This window comes from Niveibacterium sp. (genome assembly GCF_041909475.1).
Taxonomy (GTDB): Bacteria; Pseudomonadota; Gammaproteobacteria; order Burkholderiales; family Rhodocyclaceae; genus Niveibacterium.
In genome coordinates this window covers 65739-92137 of sequence record NZ_JAYRDJ010000009.1, presented here as the reverse complement: position 1 = coordinate 92137, position 26399 = coordinate 65739, and the positions used below count along the sequence as shown (strand labels likewise).

Below are 26399 nucleotides of genomic sequence, written 5' to 3'. Positions count from 1 at the left end.
ATCGGGGCGGCCGCTCGGTGAGCAGCCGAAACCCCGATTCTGCGCCTGAATGGCTCAGCCAATCATCATCAGGGTGGCATTTCCCCCAGCGGCCGAGGTGTTCAGCGACACCACCCGCTCCGCCAGCAGGCGTTCGAGCGGGTAGCGGCCGCGGCCGTCGCTGGCGGCGCAACTGAGCAAGGGGCCGTCGCGTTCGGCCAGCGCGCGCTGGATTTCGCGCAACTGGTCGGCATCGCCGGCGAACAGTGCGGCGTCTGCGTCGGCGGTCAGCGGTGATTCAACCCATTCGATGCGTTCCGCCAGCGGCGCCGGCAGACTGCCGAAGAGCGCTTCGGCAGTCGCTTCCCGCACCAGCGCCGCCCGGTTGCCGGTGGCAAGGCAGGCCGCCAACTGTGGCACCAACGCCGGCGCATGGTTCGCCAGGCATAGCGCCGTGCCGCGTGGCATCAGTGCATACAGGTTGGCCTCACCGGTCGGGCCGGGCAGGGTGATCAGGGAGCCGACCGGTGGAGCGGTCGCCAGCGCTTCGGCGATGGCGCGTTCGGGCGACGCGTCGGCGCACCAGCGGGCGAGCAGGCCAAGCCGTTCGCGCGCTTCGGCGTTGAGCAGGCTGCAGCGTGCTTCGAGCGGCGTCAGCGCGCCACGCGCCGGCAGGCTGGCCGGTGCGCCCGCACTGCCGGGCAGTTGTGCCGCGCCGCCCAGCACCAACCGCGATAGCGCCAGCGGCCCGCCGGCTTTCGGCCCGGTGCCCGAGAGGCCCTCGCCGCCGAAGGGCTGCACGCCGACCACGGCGCCGATCACGTTGCGGTTCACATACAGGTTGCCCACCTTCGCATGCGTGGTGACGTAGCCGATCGTCTCGTCGATGCGGGTATGCAGGCCCATCGTCAGGCCGTAGCCGGTCGCGTGGATCTGTTCCAGCAGTGCCGGCAGCGCCTCGCGGCGGTAGCGCAGCACATGCAGTACCGGGCCAAACACTTCGCGCTGCAGCGCTGCGAGTTCCGGTAACTCGATTACCGTGGGCGGCACAAAGCTGCCGTGCGCGCAGCTGTCGGGCAGCGGCGTCTGGTGGATGCGGCCGCCGCGCGCACGCAGGCGTTCGATATGGGTGAGGATGCCGTTGCGCGCTTCGGCGTCGATCACCGGGCCAACGTCGGTGGCAAGCCGGTCCGGCGGGCCGATCACCAGTTCGGCCATCGCGCCGCGCAGCATCTCGATCACGCGGTCGGCGATCTCTTCCTGCAGGCACAGCACGCGCAGCGCCGAACAGCGCTGCCCGGCCGAATCGAAGGCGGAGCCGATCGCGTCATTCACCACCTGTTCGAGCAGCGCGGAGGAGTCGACCAGCATCGCGTTCTGGCCGCCGGTTTCGGCGATCAGCGGCACCGGGGAGCCATCGGGCAGCAGGCGGCCGGCGAGCTGGCGGGCGATCAGGCGCGCAACTTCGGTGGAGCCCGTGAACATCACGCCGCGCACCAGCGGGTCGGCGACCAGCGCCGCGCCCACGGTTTCGCCGTGGCCGGGCAAGAGTTGCAGTGCGCCGGCCGGCACCCCGGCTTCGTGCAATAGGCGCACCGCGGCGGCGGCGATCAGCGGCGTCTGCTCGGCCGGTTTGGCGAGCACTACGTTGCCGGCTGCGAGGGCGGCAGCGATCTGCCCGGTGAAGATCGCGAGCGGGAAGTTCCACGGGCTGATGCAGACCACCGGGCCGAGCGGGCGGGCGCCATCGTTGGCACGCGCCAGGCCGGCGTAGTAACGCAGGAAGTCGACCGCTTCGCGCACCTCGCCCACCGCGTTCGGCAGCGATTTGCCGGCCTCGCGGATCGCCAGCCCGATCAGCGCATGGCGTTCCGCTTCGAAACGGTCGGCGGCGCGCTCCAGTACCGCGGCGCGCTCCGCGGCAGGCGTGGATTGCCACACCGGCTGCGCGTGGAAGGCGTGGCCCAGGGCGTCGGCCACATCCTGCGTGCTGGCTTCGATCACCTCGCCGACCACATCGCGCCGATCCGCCGGATTCGTGACCGGCTGGGCGAGACCGGCGCGCGGGCCATCGGCCAGCAGTGGCACGGCGCGCCAGGTTTGCTCGCGCGTTACCAGCAAACCGGCTGAGATTGATGCAAGCCGTTGTTCGTTGGAGAGATCAAGCCCCGCCGAATTGAGTCGCCCATCCGGGAACAAGGCGCGCGGCAGTGGGATCGCCGGATGCGGCGCGCCCACCGGCTGCAGCGCTTCGGCCTCGGCGACCGGGTCACCGACCAGTTCCGCGACCGGCACCTTGTCGTTGCCGACCTTGTTCACGAAGGAACTGTTGGCGCCGTTCTCCAGCAGCCGGCGGACGAGGTAAGGCAGCAGCGTCTCGTGCGAGCCGACCGGCGCATACACGCGGCACGGGCGGCCGAGCTTGTCTGCGCCCACCACCTCTTCGTACAGCGGTTCGCCCATGCCGTGCAGGCACTGGAACTCGTACTGGCCAGCGTAGTAGTTCTGCCCGGCCATCTGGTAGATCGCGGCGACGGTGTAGGCGTTGTGCGTGGCGAATTGCGGGTAGATCGCCTCGGGTGCGTCGAGCAGCTTGCGCGCGCAGCCGAGGTAGGCGACATCGGTGTGCAGCTTGCGCGTCCACACCGGGTAGCCTTCGAGGCCGTCCACCTGGGCGCGTTTGATCTCGCTGTCCCAGTAGGCGCCCTTCACCAGCCGCACCATCAGGCGTCGGCGGCTGCGGCGGGCGAGTTCGATCACATGGTCGACCACATGCGGCGCGCGCTTCTGATAGGCCTGAATCACAAAGCCGATGCCATGCCAGCCGGCAAGTTCGGGGTCAAAGCACAGCCGTTCCAGCAGATCGAGCGAGATTTCGAGCCGGTCGGCTTCCTCCGCGTCGATGTTGAGCCCGATGTCGTAGCGGCGCGCGAGCTTAGTCAGCGCTGCGAGCCGCGGGTACAACTCGTCCATCACGCGGTCGCGCTGGGCGCGGCTGTAGCGCGGATGCAGCGCCGACAGTTTCACCGAGATGCCTGGCCCTTCGTAGATGCCGCGCCCGGCGGCGGCGCGGCCGATGGCGTGGATCGCCTGCTCGTAGGCGGCGTAGTAGCGCTCGGCGTCGGCGGCGGTCAGCGCGGCTTCGCCAAGCATGTCGTAGGAGTAGCGGAAGCCCTTGGCTTCGTGGCCGCGCGCGTTCTCCAGCGCTTCGGCAATCGTTTCGCCGGTGACGAACTGCTCGCCCATCAGGCGCATCGCCATGTCCACGCCCTTGCGCACCACCGGCTCGCCGCTCTTCGCGATCAGTTTCGACAGTGCGTTGTTGAGGCCCGATTCCGACTGCGTGCCGACCAGCTTGCCGGTGATCAATAGCCCCCAGGTCGCGGCGTTCACGAACAGCGATTCGGACTGGCCGAGGTGGGCGGCCCAGTCGCCGCGGCCGACCTTGTCGCGGATCAGCGCGTCGCGGGTGGCGCGGTCGGGGATGCGTAGCAGCGCCTCTGCGAGGCACATCAGCGCCACGCCTTCCTGGCTTGAGAGTTCGAACTCGTGCAGCAGGCCCTGCACCAGCCCGTTGCGGCCGCCGCCGGTGCCTTTCGCACGCAGCGCTTCGACCAGCTGCGTCGCGAGCGAGCGGGTCGCATCGGTGCGTTCGGCCGACTGGCGGGCCAGCGGCAACAGCATCGCCAGCGCTTCGGGTTCCGGCCGGCGGTAGGCGGCGGTGATGGCGGCGCGCAGTTCGCTCTGCGGTTGCACCCCAAGCGCCAGGTCGAGGAAGGGTTGCGGCCCTTCGGCCGGGGCCGGGCGCTCGTCCGCCTCGATCAGCGCACCGCTGCCGTCGTATTCCGGCGGTGTGTGGCCGTGCTCCAGCGCGTCGAGGTAATGGAAGATGGCCTGTTTGATCAGCCAGTGCGGCGTGCGCTCAAGCCCTTGTGCGGCCAGGCGGATGCGTTCGCGTGCGGCGTCGTCGAGTTTGACGCCGAGGGTGGTGGCGGACATGGTTGCACCTGTGTTCTCTGTGGGTGCAACCAGTATGGTTCGCGGTGGCGCCGGCCGCTACCCGGTGCACGACAATCTCGTTCCGGATTGCGGCGGCGCGGCGCTGGCTCAGATCAGGCGGCGGCCCTGCGCGTCCACCACCGCTTCGCCGTCCTCCTTGGTGAAGGCACCTTGCTGCGGCTGCGGCAGGATGTCGAGTACCAGTTCCGAAGGCCGGCACAGGCGGGTGCCGAGCGGCGTGACGACGATCGGCCGGTTGATCAGGATCGGGTGCGCGAGCATCGCGTCGATCAGTGCGTCGTCGCTCAGCGTCGGGTCGGCGAGGCCCAGCTCCTCGTAAGGCGTGCCCTTCTGGCGGATCACGTCGCGCACCGCGAGGCCGCTGTCGCGGATCAGCGCCAGCAGGGTGTCCCGGCTGGGCGGCGTCTGCAGATAGAGCACCACCTCCGGCTCGATGCCGGCATTGCGGATCATCGCCAGCGTGTTGCGCGACGTACCGCAGGCGGGGTTGTGATAGATCGTCACCTGACTCATTTGGGGCGTCCTGTTCTCAGCGGGGTTGTTGTTCGTACCAGGGCTTGCTGGCATTGACGATGCGTACGACCAGCAGCATCACCGGCACCTCGATCAGCACGCCGACCACCGTGGCGAGCGCAGCGCCGGATTGGAAGCCGAAGAGGCTGATCGCGGCGGCGACGGCCAGCTCGAAGAAATTGGAGGCGCCGATCAGCGCCGAGGGGCAGGCGACGCTGTGCTGTTCGCCAAGCCGCCGGTTGAGCCAGTAGGCCAGCCCGGCATTGAAGAAGACCTGGATCAGGATCGGCACCGCGAGCAGTGCAATCACCAAGGGCTGGCGAATGATCGCCTCGCCCTGAAAGGCGAACAGCAGCACCAGCGTGGCCAGCAATGCACTGATCGACCACGGCCCGATGCGCGCCATCGCGGCATCGAAAGCCGCCTGACCCTTGGCCAGCAAGCGATGGCGCCATAGCTGCGCAAGGATCACCGGAATCACAATGTAAAGCACGACCGAGGTGACCAAGGTCGCCCATGGCACGGTGATGGCGGAGATACCCAGCAGCAGCCCGACCAGCGGCGCGAACGCGAACACCATGATCGAATCGTTCAACGCCACCTGCGACAGCGTGAACAGCGGGTCGCCATTGCTCAGGCGACTCCACACGAAGACCATCGCGGTGCAGGGGGCGGCGGCCAGCAGGATCAGCCCGGCGATGTAGCTGTCGATCTGCTCAGCCGGCAGCAGCGGCGCGAATAGCTGGCGGATGAAGAGCCAGCCGAGCAGGGCCATCGAGAACGGCTTCACCAGCCAGTTCACGAACAGCGTCACACCGATGCCGCGAACATGCTGGCGAACCTGATGCAGTGCGCCGAAATCCACTTTCACCAGCATTGGAATGATCATCACCCAGATCAACAGGCCGACCGGCAGGTTCACCTGCGCGAACTCAAGCCGGCCTATCGCCTGGAAAACGCCGGGCAACAGCTGGCCGAGCGCAATGCCCGCGAGGATGCAGAGAAAAACCCACAGGCTCAGCCCGCGCTCGAAGGCGTTCATCGGTGCGGGTGTGTTGGCAGTGTCAGGTGTTTGCGTCATGGCTTTCATCGACTTCGACAGCGGTTTCGGGGCAACACGGCGTGGCGGGCAGATCCGCGCAGGCCTCCGGCCGCCCGCCGCAGCACTCCGCAGTGAGATAGGCAACCAGATCGGCGACCAGCGCGATGTTCGGGCGATAGCGCTGGAAACGCCCCTCCTGCTCAACCGTGACAAGCCCGGCGTGGAGCAGCGACTTCAGGTGGAAGGAGAGTTTGTTCGGCGCGATATCGAGCGCACCGGCGACGTCGCCCGCCACCATGCCAGCCGGCCCCTGCCGAACGAGCAGGCGGAACACATCGAGCCGGATGCCCGATGCGAGCGATTCGAAGACCGTAGCGGCGTTATCCCTATGCATCATTCAATATTACAAGAATTATTGAAATGATGCGCCGCCGAAGCGGCGCCACCGCGCCGCATGTGCTCAGGCCAGCAAGGCCGTGATCGACGCGATCTGCGCGCTCGGGCGCTCCGCTGTGGGGGCGTTGTCGGCCTGGCTTGCCGGCGCAACATCGCCGAACAGCGTCGCATCGGCTTCCACCACCAGGCTGCCATAGCGCACCTTGCCGCGGATCTGCGCACCGGCGCGCAGCTTGAGGCGGCCGCTGACATGCAGCTCACCCTCGAAGCGGCCGCTGACATCTGCTGCCTCGACTCGCGCGGCGCCGTTGAAGCTGCCGCCGGCGGCAATCTCGATCACGCGGCTTTCCAACGCGGCGTCGACATGGCCTTCGACCCGCAAGGTGTCGCAATCGAGGATCTGTGCGCCGCTGAGTTTCACGCGCGGCCCCACGACCAGCCGGTTGTCCGCCACCGGGCTACTCGAGGTGGCCGGGAAGGCGGCGGGTTTGAAAGAGTCGGGCACGCCCGGCAGGGAATCGGATGCCGGTGGGCGGCGGATGCTGCGCGATTCGCGGTGCTGGTCGAGGATGCTGGGTTTGGCGATCATGTGGACTCCTGCCGGTTCGGTGATGCGCCCGGATGCATGGGCAGGGCCGACAATGCAGTTTGCATGCCAGTGCCGGCGGGCCGGGCGATTGCGCGATAATCATCGAAGCCTGTCGGTGCCATTGGCACAAAAGTGTCGCTCCACGGCGACGCGAAAATCGGTGGCAAGCCCCGATCCGGCTGGCCTTGCGGCACTCAAGTGTGTCGGGATGTGACGACAGCGTCGCTGCCTCTGGTCAAGCGCTCGCATGCGTGTTCTGATCGCGGCTCCTGATTCCATTGGCATCACCGGCGGCGCGCCGTGGATGGCCACGCTCGCCGCAGATGTCCCGGGTTTCCTTTCGCCAGCTTCTCCTTGTCGCCTTCCTGCTGATCGCGCTGCTCCTCGGCAGCACGGCCTGGCGTGGTGTGCGCATGCTCGAAGCGTTTGCGGCCGAAAGTCGCGCCGCCGCGGCCCATGCGGTGGAGGTGACGGCCGCGACGCAACTGGTCGGCGAGCGCACGGTGGACATGGCGCGCAGCGCGCGGCAGTTCCGTGTGCTGCGCGACGAGGCCTTGCGCGGCCGCTTCATGCAGGCGCGCGACGAGGCACTCGCGTCGCTGCAGCCGCTGCGCCCGGCGCTCGGCGGCCATGTCGCCGACTGGGAGTCCGCCGCCAGCGCGGTGGCCGGTCTGCTCGACGACACCGCGGCGCAACCGCTGCAGGAAGGCTTGCAGCGGCTGGGTGACGTCAACGAACAACTCGCCACCGCAGCGCAGCAGGTGGTGGAACACCAGAACCGCGAGCTGCTCGATACGCTGGATGGCAATCGTGCGCGCCTCGGCCTGCAGGTGTTCGCCGCCCTGGCCGGCAGTGTCGTGCTGGCGCTGGTGTTCGGCCTGTGGCTGGTGCGTCCGCTCGGGCGACTGGAGCGCAGCATCGACGACCTGGGCGCCAATCGTTTCGATACGCCGGTGGATATCCGCGGCCCGGCCGACCTGCGTCGCGTCGGGCGGCGGCTCGATTGGCTGCGGAGCCGGCTTGCCGAGCTTGAAGCCGATCGCCAGCGGGTGCTGCGCCATGTGTCGCACGAGCTGAAGACGCCGCTCGCGTCACTGCACGAGGGCATCGCGTTGCTCGAGGACCGTGTGCTCGGCCCCCTGCAGGATGGGCAGGCCGAAGTCGTGAAGATCCTCACCGAGAACAGCGTGCTGCTTCAGACCCGGATCGAGGCGCTGCTCGGCTACAACGCGGCGGCTTTCGACGCGCGCCGGCTCGACTGCAAGAAGCTCTCGCTGCGCGAGGTGATCGAGGCGGTGATGCGGGAACAGGCGCTGCCCTGCCAGTCGCGCCGTATCGAAGTGCAGTTGAGCGGGCCGGACACCTTCGTCGTGGCCGATGCCGGCAAGCTCGCGATCGTGTTCGGCAACCTCTTGTCGAACGCGATCCGCTTCAGCCCCAACGGCGGCCTCGTGCGTTTCGTGTTGGGGCGCAGCGAGCGCAATGCTTGGGTGGATTGCATCGACCAGGGGCCGGGCGTTGCGCGGCAGGACCGCGGCCGCATCTTCGACCCCTTCTACCAGGGCAGCCGCCAGCCCGAAGGCGCGCGCGGGGGCAGCGGCATCGGGCTGTCTATCGTTCGCGAGATGGTGCAAGCGCACGGCGGCAGCATCGCGCTGCTGCCGGACGACGGCGGTGCGCATTTCCGCGTGGAGTTACCGCATGAAGCCTGAGATGAGCGCGGTGCGCGCGACGCTCGCCGCGTGGCTGCTGGCCATGCTGGGCGCCTGTAGCACCCAGCCGACGCGCGTCGAGGAGCCGGTGCGTGCACCGGACGACAGCGCGCTGCATGCGGCGCTGGCCTTCTACAGCGCGAGCCAGAAGCCGGGTGCGGCGGTGGCGCCGGCACGGCCGCAAAACCCGCTGCAACAGATGCAGCTCGCGATGCAGCTTGGCAGCGGCGCAAATCCCGACTTTCCACGCGCTCTGGCGCAGCTCGACGCGGTGTTGCGTTCCGACGCGGCGCAGGCGCAGATCCTGCAGCCGCTGGCGCGCCTGCTGCATGACCAGTATCTCGCTCGCCAGCGCGCCGAACTGGCGGCGGACCGTGCCAGCGCCAGCGCACGCGAGGCGCAGCGCCGTGCCGATGCACTGCAGGACAAGATCGATGCGCTCGCCGAAATCGAGCGCAGTCTCCCCAACCGCCCGGCACGGCCGGCCCCTCGAAAGGAGAGCACGCGATGAGCGTTCCCTACGTGGTTTCACAGTCCGACACGGCGCGCGCCGCCCACCTGCTGCTGGTGGATGACGACGCCGACCTGCTGCGGCTGATTTCGATGCGCCTGTCGGCCAATGGCTACCGCGTGACCGCTGCCGCCTCGGCGGAGGCGGCGCTGGCGCGCCTGTCGGTCGAGCGACCGGATCTGGTGATCAGCGACGTGCGCCTGCCCGACCGTGACGGCCTTGCGCTGTTCGGCGACATCCAGCGCAGCCATCCGTCCTTGCCGGTGATCCTGCTGACCGCGCACGGCACCATCCCCGATGCGGTGGAGGCGATGTCGCGCGGCGTCTTCGGCTACCTGACCAAACCCTTCGACAGCCGCGTCCTGCTCGACAAGGTGACGCAGGCGCTGTCGCTCGGTGCGCGGAGCGAGGCGGTCGGCGCGCATGACGACGCTAGCTGGCGCGCAGGCATCGTCAGCCGCAGCAACCGCATGGCGGAAGTGCTGGAAGAGGCGCGCATGGTGGCAGCCTCCGACGCCAGCATCCTGATCCGCGGCGAGAGTGGTACCGGTAAGGAACTGCTGGCGCGCGCGATCCACCGCGCCAGCCCGCGTGCGGCGGCGCCTTTCATCGCAATCAATTGCGGCGCGATCCCGGAACAGCTGCTGGAATCCGAACTGTTCGGCCATGTGAAGGGCGCCTTCTCCGGCGCAATCGCGTCGCACAATGGTCTGTTCCAGGCGGCCGACGGCGGCACGCTGTTCCTCGACGAAATCGGCGACATGCCGCTCGCGCTGCAGGTGAAGCTGCTGCGCGTGCTGCAGGAGCGCGCGGTGCGGCCGGTGGGCGCCACCCGTGCCGTGCCGATCGATGTGCGCATCGTTTCGGCGACACACCGTAACCTCGACACCGCGATGGCCGAAGGGCAGTTCCGCGAGGATCTGTTCTACCGCCTAAACGTCGTGTCGCTGCTGCTGCCGCCGCTGTCGGAGCGGCGCGAGGATATCCCGTTGCTCGCCGCCTCCTTCCTGCGCCAGCTTGCGACGAAGTACCGCAAGACGCTCAGCGGCTTTGCGCCGGACGCGATCGAGGCGCTCGCCACCGCCGCCTGGCCGGGCAACGTGCGCCAGCTCTACAACGTGGTCGAGCAGGTCAGCGCGCTGTCGACCGCGCCGCTGATCCCGGCCTCGCTGGTGCAGCGTGCGTTGCGGGTGCGCAGCATGGAGGCGCTGACCTATGCCGAAGCGAAGCAGCGCTTCGAGCGCAACTACCTGACCCAACTGCTCAAGCTCACCGATGGCAACGTGTCGGACGCCGCGCGGCTCGCCGACCGCAATCGCACCGAGTTCTACCGCCTGCTACAGCGCCATGAGTTGACGCCGGCGATGTTCCGCAACACCGCCTGAGCGTCGCACTCGCCCGACGCCGCGAAGCGCCGTGCGGCGGGGCGCTCGGGCCGGGCACCGGAATGCCGTCGTCGTAGCGCGACGTTCCGGCCCCCGCTTGGGTGGGCGAAGCGGCGAGTGACGGCCGGAATGCCTTGCAGGTTAAGGGTTTCCTGAAGATGGCACGGCGGTTGCGATACGGGGCATGCCGCGGCGTTCAGCGCCGCGCATCCGATCTTCCTGAAACAAGGAGTGCCCCGATGAACTACCCCAAGACCGTTGTTGTTCTACTCACCTCGGCCTCGCTCGCAGTTGGCCTCAGCGCGGTGCTGCAGGCCGCCGAACCGGCCGCCAATGCATCGAGCTTCGCTGCGCCCACTGCCCAGGACAAGGCGCTGCAGACACAAGTCAGCGCTGCGCTGAAGGCCGATCCGGGTCTGGCGGAGGCGCGCATCGAAGTGGCCGCCAACGAAGGCGTGGTGACTTTGCGCGGCGGCCTGCGCGACGCCGACAGCGTGTCGCGTGCGCTGGCACTGGTCGCCAGCATCGAAGGCGTGCGCCGTGTGGAAAACGGTCTGGAGGTCGACGCGAGCCACTGAGCGCATTATCGATGCCGCAGCAGCAGGCCGTGCTGCGGCATTTTTTGACAGACCCTCCGGGGCTTCGCCGCTAGAATCGACAAATCCGTCAATTCCTATGCGGCACGACCATGGCCCGCACGCTGTACCAGGTTATCGGCGCGCATCCGCGTGCCAGCGAAGTCGAGCTGCTCGCCGCATGGCAGCGGCTCGCCGATCCGCTCGAACGCGAGGCGAAGATCTCCGGGCCCGCCGCCGAACGTCTCAATGAACTCAACGCCGCGTGGGCCGTGCTGGGCAACCCCGAGGCGCGCGCGGCCTACGACGCGACCCTGCCCGACAGCGCCTTCGACACGCCATCCTTGGACGAGGTGATGCCCGAGCAGGACGCCGCTGTCGGCCGCCCCCTTTTTGATTGGCGCGTTGGTCGCCTGCTGGTGCTGATTACGGTGCTGAGCCTACTGGTGATCGGCTGGCGCAGCTGCAGCTTCTCCTGGTCGAGCGACCGCGCCCGGGCGCAGGCTGAAGCCAATGAGGCGGAGGCGCGTGCGCGCGACGCGGAAAACCGTGCGCGCATCGAGGCCCAGATGGACCGGTCCGCCAGCGGACTGCCGGCCGGCGAAGAACGCTGGCAGCGCGAACAGGACGCCCGCGCCAACGAGGAGGCACGGCGCGAGTCCGACGAACAGATCGCCGCCCGTGAAGCGGCGCGCGAGCGTGAAGCCGCCGAGGCCGCCGAGATGCGCGCCCGCGCCGAAGCCGAACGCGAGCAGGCCGCGGCCGCGCCCGCCGAACGCGCTGCCGAGAACCGCGAACGCCTGGAACGCGAGAAAGCCATGCTGGAGCGTTTGCAGGACGACAACAACCGCGCGATGCGCCTGCGCTGACACCACCTACCCGACGACCCCGGAACGCGGCCTCCCCATGAAACGAACGCTCTACGATGCCTTGCAAGCCCGCGAGGATTTCACCGATGCGCAGCTCAAGCGCTGCTATGAGAGGCTGGTCGAACATCTCGACAGCCCCGCCGCGGCGGACCAGCCCGACCGCGATGCGCAGCGCTTCGCGGTGCGGGAGGCCTGGAGTGTGCTGGGCAACCCGGTGACGCGCGCGGCCTACGACGAACGCCTGCGCGGCGCGGCGCCGAGCCGTGAGATCGCGATGCTGGCCGGCGTCGGCCCCGGCGTGGAGTCGTCCGGGCGGATGCGCTGGCTATTGCTTGGCACGGTCATCCTGCTGGCCTTCGGCCTGTGGCAGGGCGTGCGCAGCTTCTTGCACCAGAGTGATCGCTGGGCGCAGGGCGTGTCGAACGAGGTCGAAGCGAGGCGTCGCGAAGCGGCCAACCAGGTTCAAATTCAGGAGCGGTTGAGCGGTGCGCCGACGGCTGAAACGGCCGAAGCGCGCCGCCAGCGCGAGTACGAGGCCGCGATGAAGGCCGCCGACGCCAACGAACAGGCGCGGGAGGAGGTCGAGTATGCGGACGAACCAATGTCGGCGCGTGAGGCGGCGGATGCCGAGCGCCACGCGCGCGAGCAGGAGGCAAAGCAGGCCGAAGCCCAGCGCGCATACGAGGCGCGCCGCCGACTGGAGCGCGACAAGGCCGAACTCGAACGCTTGCAGGAAGAGAATAACAGTGTGATGCGGCTGCACTGAACGCTATCATCCCGCCGATGAAAAAGACCCTCTACGACGTGCTGGGCGTCCCGCAGACCGCTGACCAGGCAACGCTGCGTGCGGCAACCGACCGATTGCTGGCCGAGTACGCGCCCGAGCGCGCAACGCCGGCGACGGCCGAGGACTATGCGATCCGCTGCGTCGCTGTACGCGAGGCCTGGTATGTGTTGGGCGACGAGAACCGGCGTGCCGCCTACGATGGTTCGCTGCGCCCGGTAATGACGCCGGACGAGGCGATCGCAGCTTTCGCGCCGGAACTTCAGTCGTCTGGTCCGCGGCTGCCGGGTTCGCCGCGCGTGATCATTGGCGTGTTGGCGTTGCTGCTGATCCTGCCAGCCGGCTGGTGGTTCCGCCTCGGTGCGACAGTTGGGTCGCCGGAGGATGCCGCAGCGCGCCAGCGCGCCGAAGTCGAGCGAATCGAACGCGAACAGACCGAAGGCACGCCGGAGGAGCAGGCGCTAGCGCGTGAGGAGCGTGTTGCGCGCGAAGCGGAATGGCGTGAGCGTCGCGAGCGCGAGGCCGCGGAGCGGACCGAACGCCAGCGTCAGCAAGAGGTGGAGCAGGCGCGCCGTGAAGCCGATCGGGTGTCGCAGGATCTGGAGTACAGCCGTGAGCGTGCCGAACGGGAAGAACGCCAGCAGGCTGAACGCGCGCGGCGCGAAGCCGAGCGCATTGCCGCCGACGACCGCCGCGAGCGAGAGCGTCAGGCGGCCGAGGCGAAACGTCGTCTCGAGCGCGACAAGGCCTATCTGGAGCGCCTGCAGCGCGAGAACCAGGGCCAACGTAGCGATTACTGACGGACGGCCGCGGACGGATCAACCGCCGCGCTGTGCTTGCTGTTCGGCGCGGATCACGCGCCGAACGTCGATCCGGTAGAGCTTCCACGCCGCCCAGCCGGCAAAGCCGAGCACGAAGGAAGCCAGCGCCAGGCCTGCGACGCTCGCCATCGCAATCGGCGCGACGAGCCCGGCCACAATCGCGTTTGACAGGCTCGCGAGGCAGGCCTGCAGCGACGAAGCCAGACCCAGCCGTTCCGGGAAGCGGTCCAGCACCAGCAGCGTCACGCAGGGCGCCAGCATCGACCAGCCGAAGCCGATCAGGCCGACCGGCAGGATCGCAGAGAACACATTGGCCGGCATGAAGGCGTGATACAGCGTGTTGGCGAACGCCACCACCAGTAGGATGCCGAAGCCCCAGCGCACCTGGCGCTCGCGCGGGATGCGCCCGGCCAGCCGGCCGCTGGCCCAGGCGCCGCCCATGATGCCGCTGATGCCCCAGCAGAAAAGCCAGAAGAACTGCGTCGGCGCGAGTTTCAGATGGTGGCCCAGCAGCATTGGTGCGGACAGGATGAATACGAACATCGCGTTGAACGGCACGCCGGCTGCCAGCGTCAGCAGCAGGAAACGCTTGTCCGACACGACCTGCCAGTAGCCGCGCGACAGCGCCAGCGGGGTGAAGGGCTGGCGGCGCTCGGGCGGCAGGGTTTCGGGCAGGGTACGGGCGGCCAGTACCAGCACACTGACGGCGACCAGCGCGAGGAACCAGAAGATTGCGCGCCAACCGAAGCCGGCAAACAGCCAGCCACCGATGATGGGTGCGATGGCCGGGGCGGCGCCGAAGAACAGCGTGATCTGGCTCATCAGCTTCTGTGCATGCACTGCCGCGAACAGATCCCTCACGATCGCGCGGCCGACCACGATGCCGGCGCCGCAACTCATGCCCTGCAGCACCCGCCCTGCAATCAGCACGCCGACGTGGGAGGCGGTGGCACACACCACGCTTGCCAGCGCGAACACCGCAAGCCCGACGAACACGACTGGGCGGCGCCCGAAGCTATCGGACAGCGCGCCGTGGAACAGCATCATGACCGAGAAGCCGGCGAGGTAGCCCGACAGCGTCTGCTGCAAATGCACCGGCGTCGTCGCCAGGCCTTGGGCGATGCCTTCGAAGGCCGGCAGGTAGGTGTCGATAGCAAACGGGCCGAGCGAGGACAGCGTGGCCAGCAGTGCGGCCAGCAACCACACCGGCCGCGTCCAGGTTACGGCGGGCTGGAACTCAGGTTTAGGCTGCGCAGACATCGATCGCATCCGGCAGAAACGGGGCCGCAATCGCGTTGCGGTCACAGCGCATGGCGGGCACAGCGAGCTGCTGCGCCGGGGTGAGGCGGGGTGTCACGTTCAAGCTTCCTTGTCGCAATTGACAAGGATACCGCGGGCGGCCGCCGGTGCAGCGTCAGTGCGGCGGGATTGCCACACCGGCGCTGCGCCGCCGGGTGTTCAGCGGACGCGGATGATGCGGACGTTCGGTACGTCGGTACTGCCGTCGGTGGTGACGCCCGGCATCGCCATCAGCACGCCGTGCTTGCGGTCGAAAACGAAGCGGCCGTAGTAGCCGTAGCGGGCAGCGCCGGGGCCTGTTCCGGTGGTCGTCAGCAGTTTGCCGCTCCAGTCGTTCGGGTTGATCTCCCACAGCCGGCCGTTGCTGACGTTCTCCAGGATGTAGATCCGGTCATCGGCGCGCGTGGCGCCCGGTGCGAAGGCGGCACCGGCCACGTCGCCGGTGTAGGGCAGATCGTTGACGACCGCCTCCCAACCCTTGCCGGTCGGGTCCACCTTGTAGCTGCGCGTGAAGTCGTCCAGCGTCAGTACGTGCACCGGCGTGCTGCTGTCCTTCGGCCGGAAGCGGAGCACTTCGCCGCGCTCTGGCATGTGCACCGCGATCTCCTTCCAGCGGCAAGGGTAGGTGTTGGCAAGTCCCGCGATCGGGGTGTAGCTACCAACCGCCTTGCTGCCGTCTGCAAGCGTTGTTTGGCCGGCTGGATCGAACACCCAGCCACCGTACTCGCTGCTGGCACAGAAGACGTAAACCTTTCCCTTGTGCGGCCAGGCCTGGATGTCGCTCGACCACTTCGAGGTGCTCCAGTCGAGGAAAGGCTTGCGCCACTGCTTGCCCGCCAGATCCCAGACCACGTTGCGCCTTACGCCGAGGAAAAGTTCGTCCCGTTCGGCAATCCAGGCATAGCCGTACCAGCCATGGGACGCCATCGGGTTGCCGTCGGCGTTGAGCGAATCGGTACCGACTTCGTTGGTCGACCAGTTGCCACTATTACCGAGAATCTGCTCACGTGGCGTGCCGCCCCAAGTGGTGCTCCAGCGGTAGTTGTCGAAACCGAAGAACAGCAGGCCGTTCCACTTGCCGTCGCCGTGTCCGCCACCGAACAGGTGCAGGCCGTTGCGTTTGGTGTCTAGCGCCGCGCCACCCCAGGCATAGACGATGGAGGTGAGGTCGCTGGCCGCGAAACCCGCCGGTACGGCGACGTTGTCGAGCAGGCGTGAGCCGGGCATTTCCGTCCAGCCGTTCAGGGGCAGGGCCGCAAACCACTCCGGCTTGATCGTGCCGTTTGCGTCGCGTGGCAGATCGTCGACAACCGGTGGCAGCGGCGGGGTCGGCGTGGTGCCGCCGCTGTTGAGGCCCGGCGAGCCGCTGATGCCGGCAACGGCCGTGCGCGGCACGATGTTCCAGGTCGGGTCGCCGAGGTAGGCGTTGGTGCCGCCCTTCTTGAGGATCTGTTCGCGCACGAACACGAAGGCCTCGTCGGCCTTGGCGACGCCCGCGTCATGGGCAGCACTGAGTGCGGCGTATGCCTGGATCGCGTAGCCGGCCGAGTCGCCGGTTGAATGCAGTTCGGTCGGTGCGCCGCCTGTGCGGGTGTAGAAGCTGTAGCGGGTCAGGTCGGCCATCGTCTTGATTGGCACGTTGCCCTTGAGCAGTCCGGCCAGACGGTAACTGGTGCCATCGAAGGGGCTGAAGTCCGGGTTGCTGGTGAAGCGCTTGGCGGTGAAGCCAAGTGTCCAGTCACGTGCGGCCGCGGCGGGGTAGCCCAAGTCATTGCAGTAGGCCAGCATCAGCGCGAAGAAGTCGTTCATCCACGGCGAGAACCAGTGCGTGACCTCCGGCGACATGCCCGGCTCCGGCGCGAGATCGAGCGAGCCGTCGGAGCTGGATGTGCCTTTCCACCAGCCAAGCGGATTCATCGGGATCGCGTTGGTGGCGTACCAGCTGAGGTTCTGTTTCACCTTGTCGTCGAAATACGCCGCCTGCCAGTCGCTGCTCGGCGCGATCCATGCTGCATGGGCCAGAGTGCGCATCGACCACGCCTGACCGCGTACCTGGTCGTTGTGCACCAGACCTTTCTCTTTCTCGCGGTAGTCGTGGTGCATCGAGATCAGGTTCCAGTCGGCCCAGAAATACAACTCGTCGAGGTAGTAGCGGTCGCCGCTGAGCATGTAGGGGACGAAGGCCAGCGAGGGCTGGTGGGCGGTATCCGGCTGGTGCGGGGTGGTGCGTGGCAGCGTCGTGTTCGGCAGGCGGTCGGCCGGGTCGGACCATTGCGATGCGCTGCCCAGCGTGACCGTCGGGTGCTTGTTGATGCTGATGATGTCGCCGGTTTCGGCGTCGCGGTAATGCACAGAGAACACGCCCGCGCGCTCTGCGGCGTCGTACATCACCTGATGGGCTCTCGGATTTCCGGAGAGCAACGCGATGACGGTCCAGGCGGGTAGCGGGCCAATGTCCATGCGGCCGCCTGTGTTGGGCATCGCGGAGGTGACGATACCGCTGTCGAACAGGCCACGCTTGGACTTGGTCCATTGGCTGACGATGTTGTCCACCGCGCTGGCTGGCAGCGGCGTGTCGGTGTAGTTCAGGATCGCGCGGCTCTTCTTCAGCAGCGCGATGTCAGGCGCCACGATCGGGCTCGCCGCGCCACCGAACTGGAACACCTTGCGGTAGCGGGTCTGGTAGGGCTGCGTGATGGCGGTCTGGTTGAACAGCACGGTGCCGCGCTCGTCCGTCATCGTGATGTCGTAAGTGCGGTCCCCGCGCGCCGCGGTCGATTCGACGTTCTCGATCGTGATCGAGGCGCGGCCACGCTTGCTGCTTTCGAAACGTGCATCGAACAGCACACGCAGCCCGGGGTGGGCCGACTTGTTGGCGTCCACCGGTGCGACGCGGGCGCGCCATTCGTTCACCAGCGGGCCGCTAAGCCAAGCGTCGCCGCCATTCTTGAGCGCATCACGCAGGCTGGTGCGATACGAGGTGCCCGCTTCGCGGATCTCGACGATGTAGTTGACCGTGCCGGCCAGCATCGTCGCCAGATCGGCGCCGCCCGTCGCGCTGGTGTTCGCTGTGGCGAGCTTGATCGGCCCGCCCGCTGCGTCGGGCAGCTGCGTCGAGATGATCGCGTGGCGGATTGTGCCGTCGGCATGGCGGCGCTTGACGTCGATCTGCGTGGCGATGTTGGCGCCGCCGCGCTGCGCAATGATGTTCTCGGCCGTGCCGGGTGGCAGCGTGACACCAAAGGTGGCGACGATCGGCCCGCTCGCGTCGGTGCTTGGCGCAACGGTGACGGTGCCGATTTCCTGGCCGGCGATGATATTGGGCGGCGCAACAACTTCACCTTCGTTGCCGCCGCCCGTGCCGCTGCCGCCGTCAGTGCGGGTCGATGCGGCGCCGCCCCCGCCGCCGCAGGCGGTCATCAGCGCGACGGCGACGGCCGACAGGTATGCGGAGCGGAGCCCACGAATCGATGCAAACCTCTGAATACCCATGTGCTGCCCCGCAAATCACTGAAAACTACAAAATGGAAGCCCCGGATGATGCATCTGTAATAAATGACAAGCAACTGCCCCGACTGGCTTGCTGGCAGCTCAGGCCGGCACCGTTGGCCGTGCGCTGACCCCGCAGAGCGCGAGGAAGGCCTTTTCGATCGGTGCGCGCGGCAGATCGCGGGTGATGAAGACGAGGCGGGTGTCACGGTCGTCGTCGGGCCAGTCCGGCAGACGACTCTCCGGATAGCGCTCCTGTTGCACCGCGTGAACGACGCGCGGGCCTGCTTCGCCCGCGACATTCACCAGGCCTTTCACCCGCAGGATGCGTTCGCCGGTGACCTGCAGCAGCAGATCGAAGGCGTCGATGAAGGCGTCCCACTCAAAGGGGGTCTCGAAACGCAGCAGATGAGTCTGGATGTCCCTCGAATGGGTTGCACTCACGTTGCGGCCGAAGGCGTCGCGTGCGTCGGCGGCTTCCACGCGCCCGCTGCCCAGCCAGGTACCCAGCGCCGCAGCCGGCCGCGGGCCCTGGCTGAAGGCCATGCCAGCGAGCAGGTCGTTCGGCACGCGCCCCATCTGGCCTTCGAAGCGTGTGGCGGACGGGTTCAGGCGATCGAGCGCACGCGCGGCGGCATCGCGTTCGGCCTGTGTTGCGATGTCGCATTTCGTCAGCACGATCCGGTCCGCGTAGGCGATCTGGCGCTCGGCTTCGGGGTGTTGCGCGAGCTGCCAGCCAGCGTGGCGCGGGTCCAGCGTCGCCACCACGCCATCGAGCCGGAAGCGGTGAGCGAGGAAAGGGTCGCGCATCAGCGTGTGGATTACCGGTGCGGGGTCGGCTAGGCCGGTGGTTTCGATCACCACGCGATCAAGCCGCGCGAGGTGGCCTTCCTCCTGCCGTATGCTCAGGTCACGCAGCGTGCGGGCCAGGTCGCCGCGCACCGTGCAACACAGGCAGCCGGATTCGAGCAGCACGACTTCCTCGTCCACGCGCTCGATCAGCAAGTGATCCAGGCCGACTTCGCCGACTTCGTTGATCAGCACCGCGCAGCCGGCCAGGGCCGGATCGCGCAGCAGGTGATTGAGCAGGGTGGTCTTGCCGCTGCCGAGGAAACCGGTCAGCAGGGTGACGGGAACAGGTGCTTGCATCTGCTGATTGTAGGACGGCTATTGCCGCGTGCCGGTATCAATCAGCCCGTCGTAAAGATAGGCCTTCAAGGCCATGCGTTGATGCCAAGGCAGGTGTTGGTGCGTGTCGCCGAAAGAGAGGCCGTAATGCAACAGGCCACCTTTGCGCGCCTGCTGGTTGCGGATGATGCAGGGCAGCGACAGCATGTAGGCCTCGTTGTCGAGACGCATGCGGAAAGTCAGTGTGACCTGGCTGCCGATCTCGCCGATCACGAACTGCGTGTCGACCGCGCAGCCCTTGTCGGACATGTCTGAGATCGCGACCTTGAGCTTTTCCTTGCCGGCGGCTTCGATTACAGCGGGCAGCGCGGCGCTGACCCGCAGTGACGAACGGTAGGCCTTGCGCTGCGCGACTTTCGGATACGCGAGCATCAGGTAGGCGGCGGGTGCGGCGCCATAGCGCGTTACGCTGGTCTCGAAGGCATACAGGTAACGGCCGCTGCGCAGCTTCACGAACAGAGGCAGGCCTTCGTGGTCGCGCCAGAAGAAGTTGCGGCTGATGAAGGGCGCACCAACGATCAGGGCCTGCATCGGCATCAGGCCGAAGAAGGGCACGTTGTAGGGGCGTGCATCGTCGTCGCCTGGTAGGCGCAAGAACAGTTCAATTGATTCGACCGCATGGCCTAGTTCGCGGAACGGATCGCGGCTCTCGCCGATCAGCAGTTCCTTGTCGCCCTCGTCGGCGAGTGCCATGCCGGCGCGCGCAATGCCTTCCGCGGTGCGGAAGGGGCGTGTGCTGAGCAGGCGGCCGAGCATGTCGTCGTCGGCCACCACCGAGCCCGCTGCGAGCACGAGGATGCCGCCGCGGGTGAACAGGTTGTAGGGCACCGGCTTGCCAACGGTGAGTTCGAAATCTGCGACCGGAATCAGGACTTGCTGCTTGTCGGACATCGGGCACTGTGCGCGTTGCGGCCCTGCGCGGGTTCGCCAGGAGCCAAGTGCATTGTCGGCGAAATCCGCAAAAGCTGAAGGGCCCTACGACGTTGGGCCATCTTCTGAACCGTTTGGCGGAGTCGGGCGCGGCGCAGCGACGTCCAGTTCGCGAGGGTGGTTGGGCAAACGCGGGTGTCGCGAGATCGGCGCCAATGCGCGGCGACGTTTTCCCTGCAGCGCTTCTGACTCTGGCGCGGCGCAGGGCGAATCTGCTTCAATCGCGACTTCGTCTTGAAGGGCTTCGCCTGTGATCCACAGAATCCTCCTGCTCTGTCTGCTGTTGTGCTGCAGCGCATGCGCCACCCAGGTTGCGGAAAAACCGCTCGATGCGCTTGCCCCCGGCGGCCAGCCGCCGATCGCCTTCCAGCGTACGGCCTTGTCACCACATAACGGCGGTACCCTGATCGGCGAACAGCTGCTGCGCGCCGGCGACATCCTGCTTTCGGCCGCCAATGGCATCACCTCGGCGGGTATCCGCCTGTTCACGCTCGCGCCGGTGAGCCATGCGGCGCTCTACATCGGCAACGGCGAAGTGGCCGAGGCGGTGGGCGAAGGCGTGCGGGTGCGCTCGGTGGCCGAGGTGCTGGACGAGGAATCGGTGGTCGTCGCCTTCCGGCACCCAACGCTGGATGACGCGGCTGCCGCGCGTATCCGCAGCTTCGCGCAGGAAAAGGTCGGCGACCGCTACAACTACGTCGGCGTGATGATGCAGGCGCCGTTCTCGATCGAGCGCCGGCTGTGCGAGCTACCGACGGTGCCGGCCACGATCCGCGATGCGTGCATCAACGGGCTGGCGACGGTGCAGCTGGGCAACGGTACGGCGGGCGACGACCGCTTCTTCTGTTCCCAGTTCGTGCTGGAGGCCTATCGCGAGGCGGGCCACCCGATCACCAAGTCGAACCCGACCTGGGTTTCGCCGGCCGACATCCTGCATATGCGTGAAGGCGACGTCTCGTCGATCCAGGTCGACCAGCCGCTCACCTACGTCGGCCACTTGAAGTTCCCGCCCGCTCCGGCGCCGGTGGTGCGCGTGCCCGACGGCGCGTAAGGCTCATCCTCGCTTTACAAAACAAGGGGCGCCCGAGAGCGCCCCTTGTCGTATCCGCACCACCCCTGCCGCGAACTGCCTCAATCGGGCGAGTCAATCACCTGAAGTTGCACCTTCTGCGCCACCAGTTGGCCAGGCGGGTTGTAACGCCACTGCCGGATCGCATCGACGACTGGCTGGCGCAGCGCCGGGTTGCTGAGTTCCAGCACTTCCAGATCCGCCACGGCGCCTTCCGGCGTCACGTTGAAGCGCAGTGTCGCGCTCTGTGCGCCCTTCAGGCGGCGTCGCACCTGTGTCGGAATATCGGGCTCGACCATCGTCACCAGCGTCGGTTGCGGTGGCGGGGGCAATGCGGCCGGTTCGGGCGCCGCAGGCGCTGCTTCGATGGCGGGGGCCGCCACCGCCAGCTTGGCGGGCTCCGTTGCCGCCTCCGCCGCTGGAGTTGTGGCTGCGGGTCTTTCAGCAGCGACCGCGTTTGGTGTTGCCGTTTGCGCAGGGCGTGGTTTGCTGGCCGCAACCGGGGGAGTCGCAACCGGCTTGGTTTCACGCGGTGGTGCGGGCGGCTTCTTGTCTTTTTCCTTCGCCTGTTCCACTTGCAGGATGAAGCGCATCGGGCCTTCCGCCTGACGCCGTGTGGCTTCAGACACTTCGGTCTCGGGCATCACCTGAGGTATCGGTTTCGCGCTCTGCGCGCTCGCCGTGCCGTGCCAGGCGGTCAGCATCGCCGCGCCGTAGAACCAGATCCAGCCATGCTTTCCGCCTCGTGCGCAACCCGCGTTGCGTACGCGTTTCCATGCAGCCATGCGCTTCAATCGAGCGACCTCCCCAGATCATCAATCCCAAGATGGCCGCCGGTAGCAGCCACCCCTCACGCGCCGGACGGTCTCCAGCGCCAGAATTGCGAGAAGCAAAAAATACGCCGAATCTGCCGCAGCAGGCTTCTGTGCCCAAAAGCACCGCGGAAGACGGTTGATTGCCGCATTGCGCCCCCCGACGCAATGCTTTGGAAAATCATGCTGATACGGCGCGCGCGTCCCGGCGCTGCGCAGGTCAGGGCGGCAATTGTGGGGTGCAAGTCGCACGACGCACAACCCGCAGGGTGACATTTTTGACGTTGTTGTCGATGTGCTTGCGATGCACCGTGTCGGCGCGCGCTGCGCTGCGCCGATGCACGGGGTGACAAGTGTTGACGCAGGCACTGGCGCGGCAGGCGCCGCAAGCCCACCATGCGCGCTGGCATAGCTGCATGACGGAGGCACACCATGGGATTGTTCGATTGGCTGCGCAAGCTCGAGACGCCGGCTGCGGCGGATCTGGTTTCGCCGCAACTGGTGCGCGATGCGACCGATTTCCTGGTCCGTCAGACCGACCCGAAACTTGCGCTGTGCGCCCGCCCGCACGAGCGGCTGGCCCCGGGTGTCGAAAGCACGATCCGCCACATCATCGCGAGCGTGAAGCAGATGCCCGCGCCCTGCGACGCGTCGCCCGAACACTGGCACGACTCGCCCGAGCTCGCGGCGTTCTTCGTTTCCGCCGATGAACTCGCTACGGCCTTCAGTCGCTCCGAGGCCTTGCAGGCGTTGTTCGAGCAGAACCCGGTGCTCGATGAGGCTTATGCGGTGCTGGGTACCACGCTGATCGAGCGCAAGGGCCTCGGCATGGCGATGGAGGGCGAGATGCTTCGGCGCGATGTGGTACAGACCAGCGTCAGCTTCTCGAACCCGCGCGTTCATATCGTTGCCCCGGACATCGAGGGACTGGGGCGCACCGTTGCCTGGCGGATGTTTGAAGAGCTCGCCATGGTTGCCTTGGAGCGCATCGATGCCCTGCGTGAGGAACGCAAGAGCCTCGCTGACGACCGCACTCTGCTGCAGACGCGCCTGCAGATGCTGCACGGCCATGGTACCGGCTTCGATGTGCACGAGGGCGGGCACGATGGCGATTCGCTGAAGACGTTGCTGGAAGAAAACACGCGCGCGCTGGCTGCGTCCGGCGCCGGTGCAGACGCGCTGGAGCACGAGCTTGAAGTGGTCCGCGGCGTGCTCGAGCAGTCCGAATCGCTGGTGTCGATCACGCCGCGGGTGATGCGGCTGACGCCGATGAACCTCCTGGTTGAAGGCGAAAGCAGCGAGCCCCTGCGTGAGATCCGCTTCGCCTGCGCGCGCGCCGAGCGTATCCGCCCGGTGACGCGCGCTGCCCTGCAGGTGCGCTTCCCTCGAAGTGCGATGCGTAAGGTAACGATGAGCTTTGCAGAAGCGAGCCGCTTGCCGATCTAGCGCTTGCCGGTCGGCATCGGCTTGCGATGCGGGGCCTACGAAGCGTCGGGCAGGTTCACACCGGCGCGGTCAGGAAGGTATGTGCCGCGGCCATGGCGGCGCTGTCGGCCAGCACGGCGTCGGGCGCGCCGCCCTTGCCCCAAAGCGTGCCCATCCACTGCATGCCGAGGAAGTCGGCACACAGTTTGTAGCTGTCGAACATTGGCTGCGCCTTTGCGCGGTCACCGCTGGTGGCGATCACCCACAGGCGTTTTGCGCCCATGTGGGTCTTGAAGTCGACGCCGGGCACCCGCATCCACGCGCTCCACTGGTCAAGATAGGCCTTCAGCGGTGAGGGGACGGAGAACCAGTACACCGGCGACACGAACACGATGTCGCTGGCTGCGAGTGTTGCGTCGAGCAATGTCGCGGCATCGCCCTGGGGCGGCGGGTAACTGCCGACGGTATGGCGCAGATCGACGAAAGTTGGCAGTTCGCACTGCGCGAGCGAAATCCAGCGCTGCGGCGTGCCCGTTGGCAGCGCTTCGGCCGCTGTGCGGGCAAGGGTTTCGGTGTTGCCGACATGGCCCGGTTCGCGGGTGCTGGCGGTCAGGAAGAGGAAGTTGCGCATCGGTTCGGGATGTATCGAAGAGGTGATCGGTGGCGGGCGACTTAGCGTTCAAAGCGCATGCCGCAGAGGGCGCCGTCCGCCTGCTTGGGCCAAAGCTGGATCTGTTCCAGCGTGAGCGTGCCGCCCTCAAGGCGCGCGCGCCCGCTCAGCCGCATCGCTTCTGGCAGCTGGTTGCCGCCTTTGGGCAGAAAGGTGATTGTGCCGCGCTCCGGGTCGTGACGATAGCGGCCCCAGTAGTCCTTGTAGGCCTCGAAGGGTTCACGGGTGACGCTGAACTCGCCGCCGGCGTCGAAGATCAGTTCGCGGATCGGTGCAGTGACGCTCCGCTCTCCGCCATCGCATGCGATGACGGCGGTCTGGTGCCAACGGCCGGCAAGCGGGTGGCGGCTCGGATCGAACACGCGTAGCGATGCCTTCACTTCGCGTGGGCCGATCTGCGCCCGCACGCCGAGGAGGCTGCCATCCGCTGCGTCGGGCGGTACACGGATCGTGCCCTGTTGGTCGATCGCCGCCGGTGCTTCGACCTGCCAGCGATCCACGCAGTCCGCCGGAAGCGCCTGTTGCAGACCGGGTCGCTCAACTCGCCAGACTTCGCAGCGGACCGCATTCCCCGGCGCGATGTCGACGACATGGTCCCAGATCATTAGCGCGCCGGGGCCGGTGCAGGCCTGTGCTTCGGAAGGGTGGGGCGCGAACGCGATCTCGCCGCGATCGGCATCCCAACGCCACGCAGCCGGCGCAGGCAGACGCGCCGATATCCGCAACAGCAGCGGGCCGGCCAGCAGCGCTGGGTCTGCCGGCCGGGCGCGCAGACGCGCAGCGAGCAGATCGGTGCGAAGGGCGTCGTGGCCCAGCGCGTTCCGCCACCCCTCGCGGGCAGGCGCGGTGAGGCGCCACGCCGGCGCCTGCCAGGGATCGGGCCAAGCTGCTGCGGGGCGGACATCGCAGCGCGACAGCGACAGCACGATGGTCTCACGTGCTGCATCGAGAATGTCGAGAAAGGGTGCGCAAGCCGCTGCACCGGCGATGGCGGGTGCGGACAACATCGTTACGGCAAGAAGGCTGCGCAGCCAACGTATCGCGTGAGTCTTCATCGTATTCACCATTCATTGCCACGGCGATTGGTGGCCGGGCGGGGCGCTCGCCGCGCGGTGCTTGCACGACAGTCCGGATTGACCCTCGCCGCGCGCATCGCTATGGTGCGGCCTCGCTCTTTCTTCTGCCCGATATCGCGAACGGCCACAAGCCACAGCGCGAACTCCTTGCCCAACCCGGATCCGGGGGCGGCACTGATCCCGACACCAACAGGGAGCTTCACCATGATCTTCAATCACTCCGACTTCGACCAGCATGAGCAGGTCGTCTTCTGCGCCAACCCGAACGCCGGGCTGGCCGCCATCATCGCCATCCACGACACCCATCGCGGCCCTGCGCTGGGCGGCTGTCGCCACTGGCACTATGCCGACGATGCGGCCGCGCTGACCGATGCGCTGCGTTTGTCGCGCGGCATGAGCTACAAGGCCGCACTGGCGGATCTGCCGCTTGGCGGCGGCAAATCCGTGATCCTGGCCAACCCCGCGGCGGATCGTGCCCGCATGTTCGAGGCCTTCGGCGAAGCCGTCGAGCGCGTCGGTGGGCGCTACATCACGGCGGAGGATGTCGGCACTACCACCGCTGACATGTCGGCGATCCGGCGTGCCACGCGGCATGTCAGCGGTGTCGCCCCGAGCGAAGGCGGCCGCGGCGATCCGTCGCCGGCCACCGCGCTCGGCGTGCTGATGGGCATGTTGGCAGCGCTGGAAGCGCGCTTCGACAACGATAGCCTGCAGGGCCGCCGCGTCGCGGTGCAGGGGCTGGGCAGTGTCGGCTTCGCGCTGTGCCGTTTGCTGCATGAGCGCGGCGCGCGGCTGGTCGTGGCGGACATCGCCGCGGAGCGTGTCGATCGCGCGGTACGCGAGTTCGATGCGGTGTCGGTGTCGGTCGATGTGATCCATGCGGTCGAGGCCGATGTGTTCGCGCCCTGCGCACTTGGCGCGGCGCTCGACGATGTGCGCGTGCCGCAACTCGCGTGCGCGGTTGTTGCCGGTGCGGCCAACAACCAGCTCGCGTACGACGGCATCGATGCGGCATTGCAAGCGCGCGGCGTGCTGTACGCGCCGGACTACCTGATCAATGCGGGCGGGCTCATCAAGGTCGCAGGCGAATACCTTGGCTTTCCGGTTGAGGAGGCCGATCGGCGCGTACTCGCGATTCGCGAGCGCACGACCGAGGTGCTGCTGACCGCGCTGCGCGACGGGGTGCCGACTGCTCAGGTGGCCGACCGCCTTGCACGAGCCCGCATCGGCCGCGCGTGATTCGCG

22 protein-coding genes are annotated in these 26399 nt (G+C 67.5%); 10 read left to right on the top strand and 12 right to left on the bottom strand.

Annotation, left to right across the window (positions count from 1 at the left end):
- Nucleotides 1-54: 54 nt before the first annotated feature.
- The 5 genes from putA to ACE3P0_RS08570 form a co-directional block, all read right to left on the bottom strand.
- Nucleotides 55-3978 (bottom strand): trifunctional transcriptional regulator/proline dehydrogenase/L-glutamate gamma-semialdehyde dehydrogenase, encoded by a 3924-nt coding sequence (gene putA / locus ACE3P0_RS08590; protein ID WP_374401845.1) that lies wholly within the window; start codon nucleotides 3976-3978, stop codon nucleotides 55-57.
- A 108-nt stretch (nucleotides 3979-4086) separates the two neighbouring features.
- Nucleotides 4087-4512: an arsenate reductase (glutaredoxin) gene (gene arsC, locus ACE3P0_RS08585; RefSeq protein ID WP_172202296.1), complete on the bottom strand. Its 426-nt coding sequence runs from the start codon at nucleotides 4510-4512 to the stop codon at nucleotides 4087-4089.
- A 16-nt stretch (nucleotides 4513-4528) separates the two neighbouring features.
- Nucleotides 4529-5602, bottom strand: a complete 1074-nt coding sequence (arsB, locus tag ACE3P0_RS08580; RefSeq protein WP_374401843.1) for an ACR3 family arsenite efflux transporter — start codon at nucleotides 5600-5602, stop codon at nucleotides 4529-4531.
- A complete protein-coding gene (locus ACE3P0_RS08575) occupies nucleotides 5577-5948 on the bottom strand; it encodes an ArsR/SmtB family transcription factor (RefSeq protein ID WP_374401920.1) in 372 nt (123 codons plus the stop codon). The genes arsB and ACE3P0_RS08575 overlap by 26 nt, the downstream gene beginning before the upstream one ends.
- A gap of 66 nt (nucleotides 5949-6014) precedes the next feature.
- Nucleotides 6015-6539, bottom strand: coding sequence for a polymer-forming cytoskeletal protein (locus ACE3P0_RS08570; RefSeq protein WP_374401841.1), 525 nt, complete (start codon nucleotides 6537-6539; stop codon nucleotides 6015-6017).
- Nucleotides 6540-6862: 323 nt separating this feature from the next.
- Between ACE3P0_RS08570 and ACE3P0_RS08565 the strand changes: the two genes are divergently transcribed.
- From ACE3P0_RS08565 to ACE3P0_RS08535, 7 genes are all read left to right on the top strand, one after another.
- Nucleotides 6863-8251: an ATP-binding protein gene (locus tag ACE3P0_RS08565; RefSeq protein WP_374401839.1), complete on the top strand. Its 1389-nt coding sequence runs from the start codon at nucleotides 6863-6865 to the stop codon at nucleotides 8249-8251.
- On the top strand, nucleotides 8241-8762 hold the full coding sequence (locus ACE3P0_RS08560; protein ID WP_172202299.1) for a hypothetical protein: 522 nt from the start codon (nucleotides 8241-8243) through the stop codon (nucleotides 8760-8762). The genes ACE3P0_RS08565 and ACE3P0_RS08560 overlap by 11 nt, the downstream gene beginning before the upstream one ends.
- Nucleotides 8759-10147: a sigma 54-interacting transcriptional regulator gene (locus ACE3P0_RS08555; RefSeq protein WP_374401836.1), complete on the top strand. Its 1389-nt coding sequence runs from the start codon at nucleotides 8759-8761 to the stop codon at nucleotides 10145-10147. Before ACE3P0_RS08560 ends, ACE3P0_RS08555 begins: the two co-directional genes overlap by 4 nt.
- 239 nt (nucleotides 10148-10386) lie before the next feature.
- Nucleotides 10387-10725 (top strand): BON domain-containing protein, encoded by a 339-nt coding sequence (locus ACE3P0_RS08550; protein ID WP_374401834.1) that lies wholly within the window; start codon nucleotides 10387-10389, stop codon nucleotides 10723-10725.
- Nucleotides 10726-10835: 110 nt separating this feature from the next.
- Complete coding sequence (locus tag ACE3P0_RS08545) at nucleotides 10836-11591, top strand: hypothetical protein (protein ID WP_374401832.1); 756 nt, start codon at nucleotides 10836-10838, stop codon at nucleotides 11589-11591.
- A gap of 37 nt (nucleotides 11592-11628) precedes the next feature.
- Nucleotides 11629-12357, top strand: coding sequence for a hypothetical protein (locus tag ACE3P0_RS08540; protein ID WP_374401830.1), 729 nt, complete (start codon nucleotides 11629-11631; stop codon nucleotides 12355-12357).
- Nucleotides 12358-12374: 17 nt separating this feature from the next.
- Nucleotides 12375-13175 carry a DnaJ domain-containing protein gene (locus ACE3P0_RS08535; protein WP_374401829.1) on the top strand — a complete coding sequence of 267 codons (801 nt, stop codon included), beginning with the start codon at nucleotides 12375-12377 and terminating at the stop codon, nucleotides 13173-13175.
- Between the two features lie 18 nt (nucleotides 13176-13193).
- Here ACE3P0_RS08535 and ACE3P0_RS08530 read toward each other — a convergent pair whose 3' ends face one another.
- From ACE3P0_RS08530 to ACE3P0_RS08515, 4 genes are all read right to left on the bottom strand, one after another.
- Nucleotides 13194-14456, bottom strand: a complete 1263-nt coding sequence (locus ACE3P0_RS08530; RefSeq protein WP_374401827.1) for a multidrug effflux MFS transporter — start codon at nucleotides 14454-14456, stop codon at nucleotides 13194-13196.
- A 198-nt stretch (nucleotides 14457-14654) separates the two neighbouring features.
- A complete protein-coding gene (locus ACE3P0_RS08525) occupies nucleotides 14655-17987 on the bottom strand; it encodes a hypothetical protein (protein WP_374401824.1) in 3333 nt (1110 codons plus the stop codon).
- Between the two features lie 99 nt (nucleotides 17988-18086).
- Nucleotides 18087-19133 (bottom strand): GTP-binding protein, encoded by a 1047-nt coding sequence (locus ACE3P0_RS08520; RefSeq protein ID WP_374401822.1) that lies wholly within the window; start codon nucleotides 19131-19133, stop codon nucleotides 18087-18089.
- Nucleotides 19134-19151: 18 nt separating this feature from the next.
- Entirely contained in the window at nucleotides 19152-20063 is a 912-nt protein-coding gene (locus ACE3P0_RS08515; RefSeq protein ID WP_374401820.1) for a PilZ domain-containing protein, read from the bottom strand.
- A gap of 289 nt (nucleotides 20064-20352) precedes the next feature.
- Here ACE3P0_RS08515 and ACE3P0_RS08510 point away from each other — a divergent pair, with 289 nt between their 5' ends.
- Entirely contained in the window at nucleotides 20353-21153 is an 801-nt protein-coding gene (locus ACE3P0_RS08510) for a YaeF family permuted papain-like enzyme (RefSeq protein ID WP_374401817.1), read from the top strand.
- An 80-nt stretch (nucleotides 21154-21233) separates the two neighbouring features.
- Here the strand turns inward: ACE3P0_RS08510 and ACE3P0_RS08505 are convergent, their stop codons facing one another.
- Nucleotides 21234-21956, bottom strand: a complete 723-nt coding sequence (locus ACE3P0_RS08505; protein WP_374401815.1) for an energy transducer TonB — start codon at nucleotides 21954-21956, stop codon at nucleotides 21234-21236.
- A gap of 459 nt (nucleotides 21957-22415) precedes the next feature.
- Here ACE3P0_RS08505 and ACE3P0_RS08500 point away from each other — a divergent pair, with 459 nt between their 5' ends.
- Nucleotides 22416-23429 carry a hypothetical protein gene (locus tag ACE3P0_RS08500; RefSeq protein WP_374401813.1) on the top strand — a complete coding sequence of 338 codons (1014 nt, stop codon included), beginning with the start codon at nucleotides 22416-22418 and terminating at the stop codon, nucleotides 23427-23429.
- A gap of 55 nt (nucleotides 23430-23484) precedes the next feature.
- Here the strand turns inward: ACE3P0_RS08500 and ACE3P0_RS08495 are convergent, their stop codons facing one another.
- Together ACE3P0_RS08495 and ACE3P0_RS08490 are read right to left on the bottom strand one after the other, a co-directional pair.
- A complete protein-coding gene (locus ACE3P0_RS08495; protein WP_374401811.1) occupies nucleotides 23485-24039 on the bottom strand; it encodes a flavodoxin family protein in 555 nt (184 codons plus the stop codon).
- A 41-nt stretch (nucleotides 24040-24080) separates the two neighbouring features.
- Nucleotides 24081-25133 carry a hypothetical protein gene (locus ACE3P0_RS08490; RefSeq protein WP_374401809.1) on the bottom strand — a complete coding sequence of 351 codons (1053 nt, stop codon included), beginning with the start codon at nucleotides 25131-25133 and terminating at the stop codon, nucleotides 24081-24083.
- Between the two features lie 225 nt (nucleotides 25134-25358).
- Between ACE3P0_RS08490 and ACE3P0_RS08485 the strand changes: the two genes are divergently transcribed.
- On the top strand, nucleotides 25359-26393 hold the full coding sequence (locus ACE3P0_RS08485) for a Leu/Phe/Val dehydrogenase (protein WP_374401807.1): 1035 nt from the start codon (nucleotides 25359-25361) through the stop codon (nucleotides 26391-26393).
- Nucleotides 26394-26399: the final 6 nt, after the last annotated feature.

Bases quoted from the DNA above. Each gene is read 5' to 3' on its own strand.
- putA (WP_374401845.1), bottom strand. From the start codon at position 3,978: ATGTCCGCCACCACCCTCGGCGTCAAACTCGACGACGCCGCACGCGAA.
- arsC (WP_172202296.1), bottom strand. From the start codon at position 4,512: ATGAGTCAGGTGACGATCTATCACAACCCCGCCTGCGGTACGTCGCGC.
- arsB (WP_374401843.1), bottom strand. From the start codon at position 5,602: ATGAAAGCCATGACGCAAACACCTGACACTGCCAACACACCCGCACCG.
- ACE3P0_RS08575 (WP_374401920.1), bottom strand. From the start codon at position 5,948: ATGCATAGGGATAACGCCGCTACGGTCTTCGAATCGCTCGCATCGGGC.
- ACE3P0_RS08570 (WP_374401841.1), bottom strand. From the start codon at position 6,539: ATGATCGCCAAACCCAGCATCCTCGACCAGCACCGCGAATCGCGCAGC.
- ACE3P0_RS08565 (WP_374401839.1), top strand. From the start codon at position 6,863: ATGTCCCGGGTTTCCTTTCGCCAGCTTCTCCTTGTCGCCTTCCTGCTG.
- ACE3P0_RS08560 (WP_172202299.1), top strand. From the start codon at position 8,241: ATGAAGCCTGAGATGAGCGCGGTGCGCGCGACGCTCGCCGCGTGGCTG.
- ACE3P0_RS08555 (WP_374401836.1), top strand. From the start codon at position 8,759: ATGAGCGTTCCCTACGTGGTTTCACAGTCCGACACGGCGCGCGCCGCC.
- ACE3P0_RS08550 (WP_374401834.1), top strand. From the start codon at position 10,387: ATGAACTACCCCAAGACCGTTGTTGTTCTACTCACCTCGGCCTCGCTC.
- ACE3P0_RS08545 (WP_374401832.1), top strand. From the start codon at position 10,836: ATGGCCCGCACGCTGTACCAGGTTATCGGCGCGCATCCGCGTGCCAGC.
- ACE3P0_RS08540 (WP_374401830.1), top strand. From the start codon at position 11,629: ATGAAACGAACGCTCTACGATGCCTTGCAAGCCCGCGAGGATTTCACC.
- ACE3P0_RS08535 (WP_374401829.1), top strand. From the start codon at position 12,375: ATGAAAAAGACCCTCTACGACGTGCTGGGCGTCCCGCAGACCGCTGAC.
- ACE3P0_RS08530 (WP_374401827.1), bottom strand. From the start codon at position 14,456: ATGTCTGCGCAGCCTAAACCTGAGTTCCAGCCCGCCGTAACCTGGACG.
- ACE3P0_RS08525 (WP_374401824.1), bottom strand. From the start codon at position 17,987: ATGGGTATTCAGAGGTTTGCATCGATTCGTGGGCTCCGCTCCGCATAC.
- ACE3P0_RS08520 (WP_374401822.1), bottom strand. From the start codon at position 19,133: ATGCAAGCACCTGTTCCCGTCACCCTGCTGACCGGTTTCCTCGGCAGC.
- ACE3P0_RS08515 (WP_374401820.1), bottom strand. From the start codon at position 20,063: ATGTCCGACAAGCAGCAAGTCCTGATTCCGGTCGCAGATTTCGAACTC.
- ACE3P0_RS08505 (WP_374401815.1), bottom strand. From the start codon at position 21,956: ATGGCTGCATGGAAACGCGTACGCAACGCGGGTTGCGCACGAGGCGGA.
- ACE3P0_RS08500 (WP_374401813.1), top strand. From the start codon at position 22,416: ATGGGATTGTTCGATTGGCTGCGCAAGCTCGAGACGCCGGCTGCGGCG.
- ACE3P0_RS08495 (WP_374401811.1), bottom strand. From the start codon at position 24,039: ATGCGCAACTTCCTCTTCCTGACCGCCAGCACCCGCGAACCGGGCCAT.
- ACE3P0_RS08490 (WP_374401809.1), bottom strand. From the start codon at position 25,133: ATGAAGACTCACGCGATACGTTGGCTGCGCAGCCTTCTTGCCGTAACG.
- ACE3P0_RS08485 (WP_374401807.1), top strand. From the start codon at position 25,359: ATGATCTTCAATCACTCCGACTTCGACCAGCATGAGCAGGTCGTCTTC.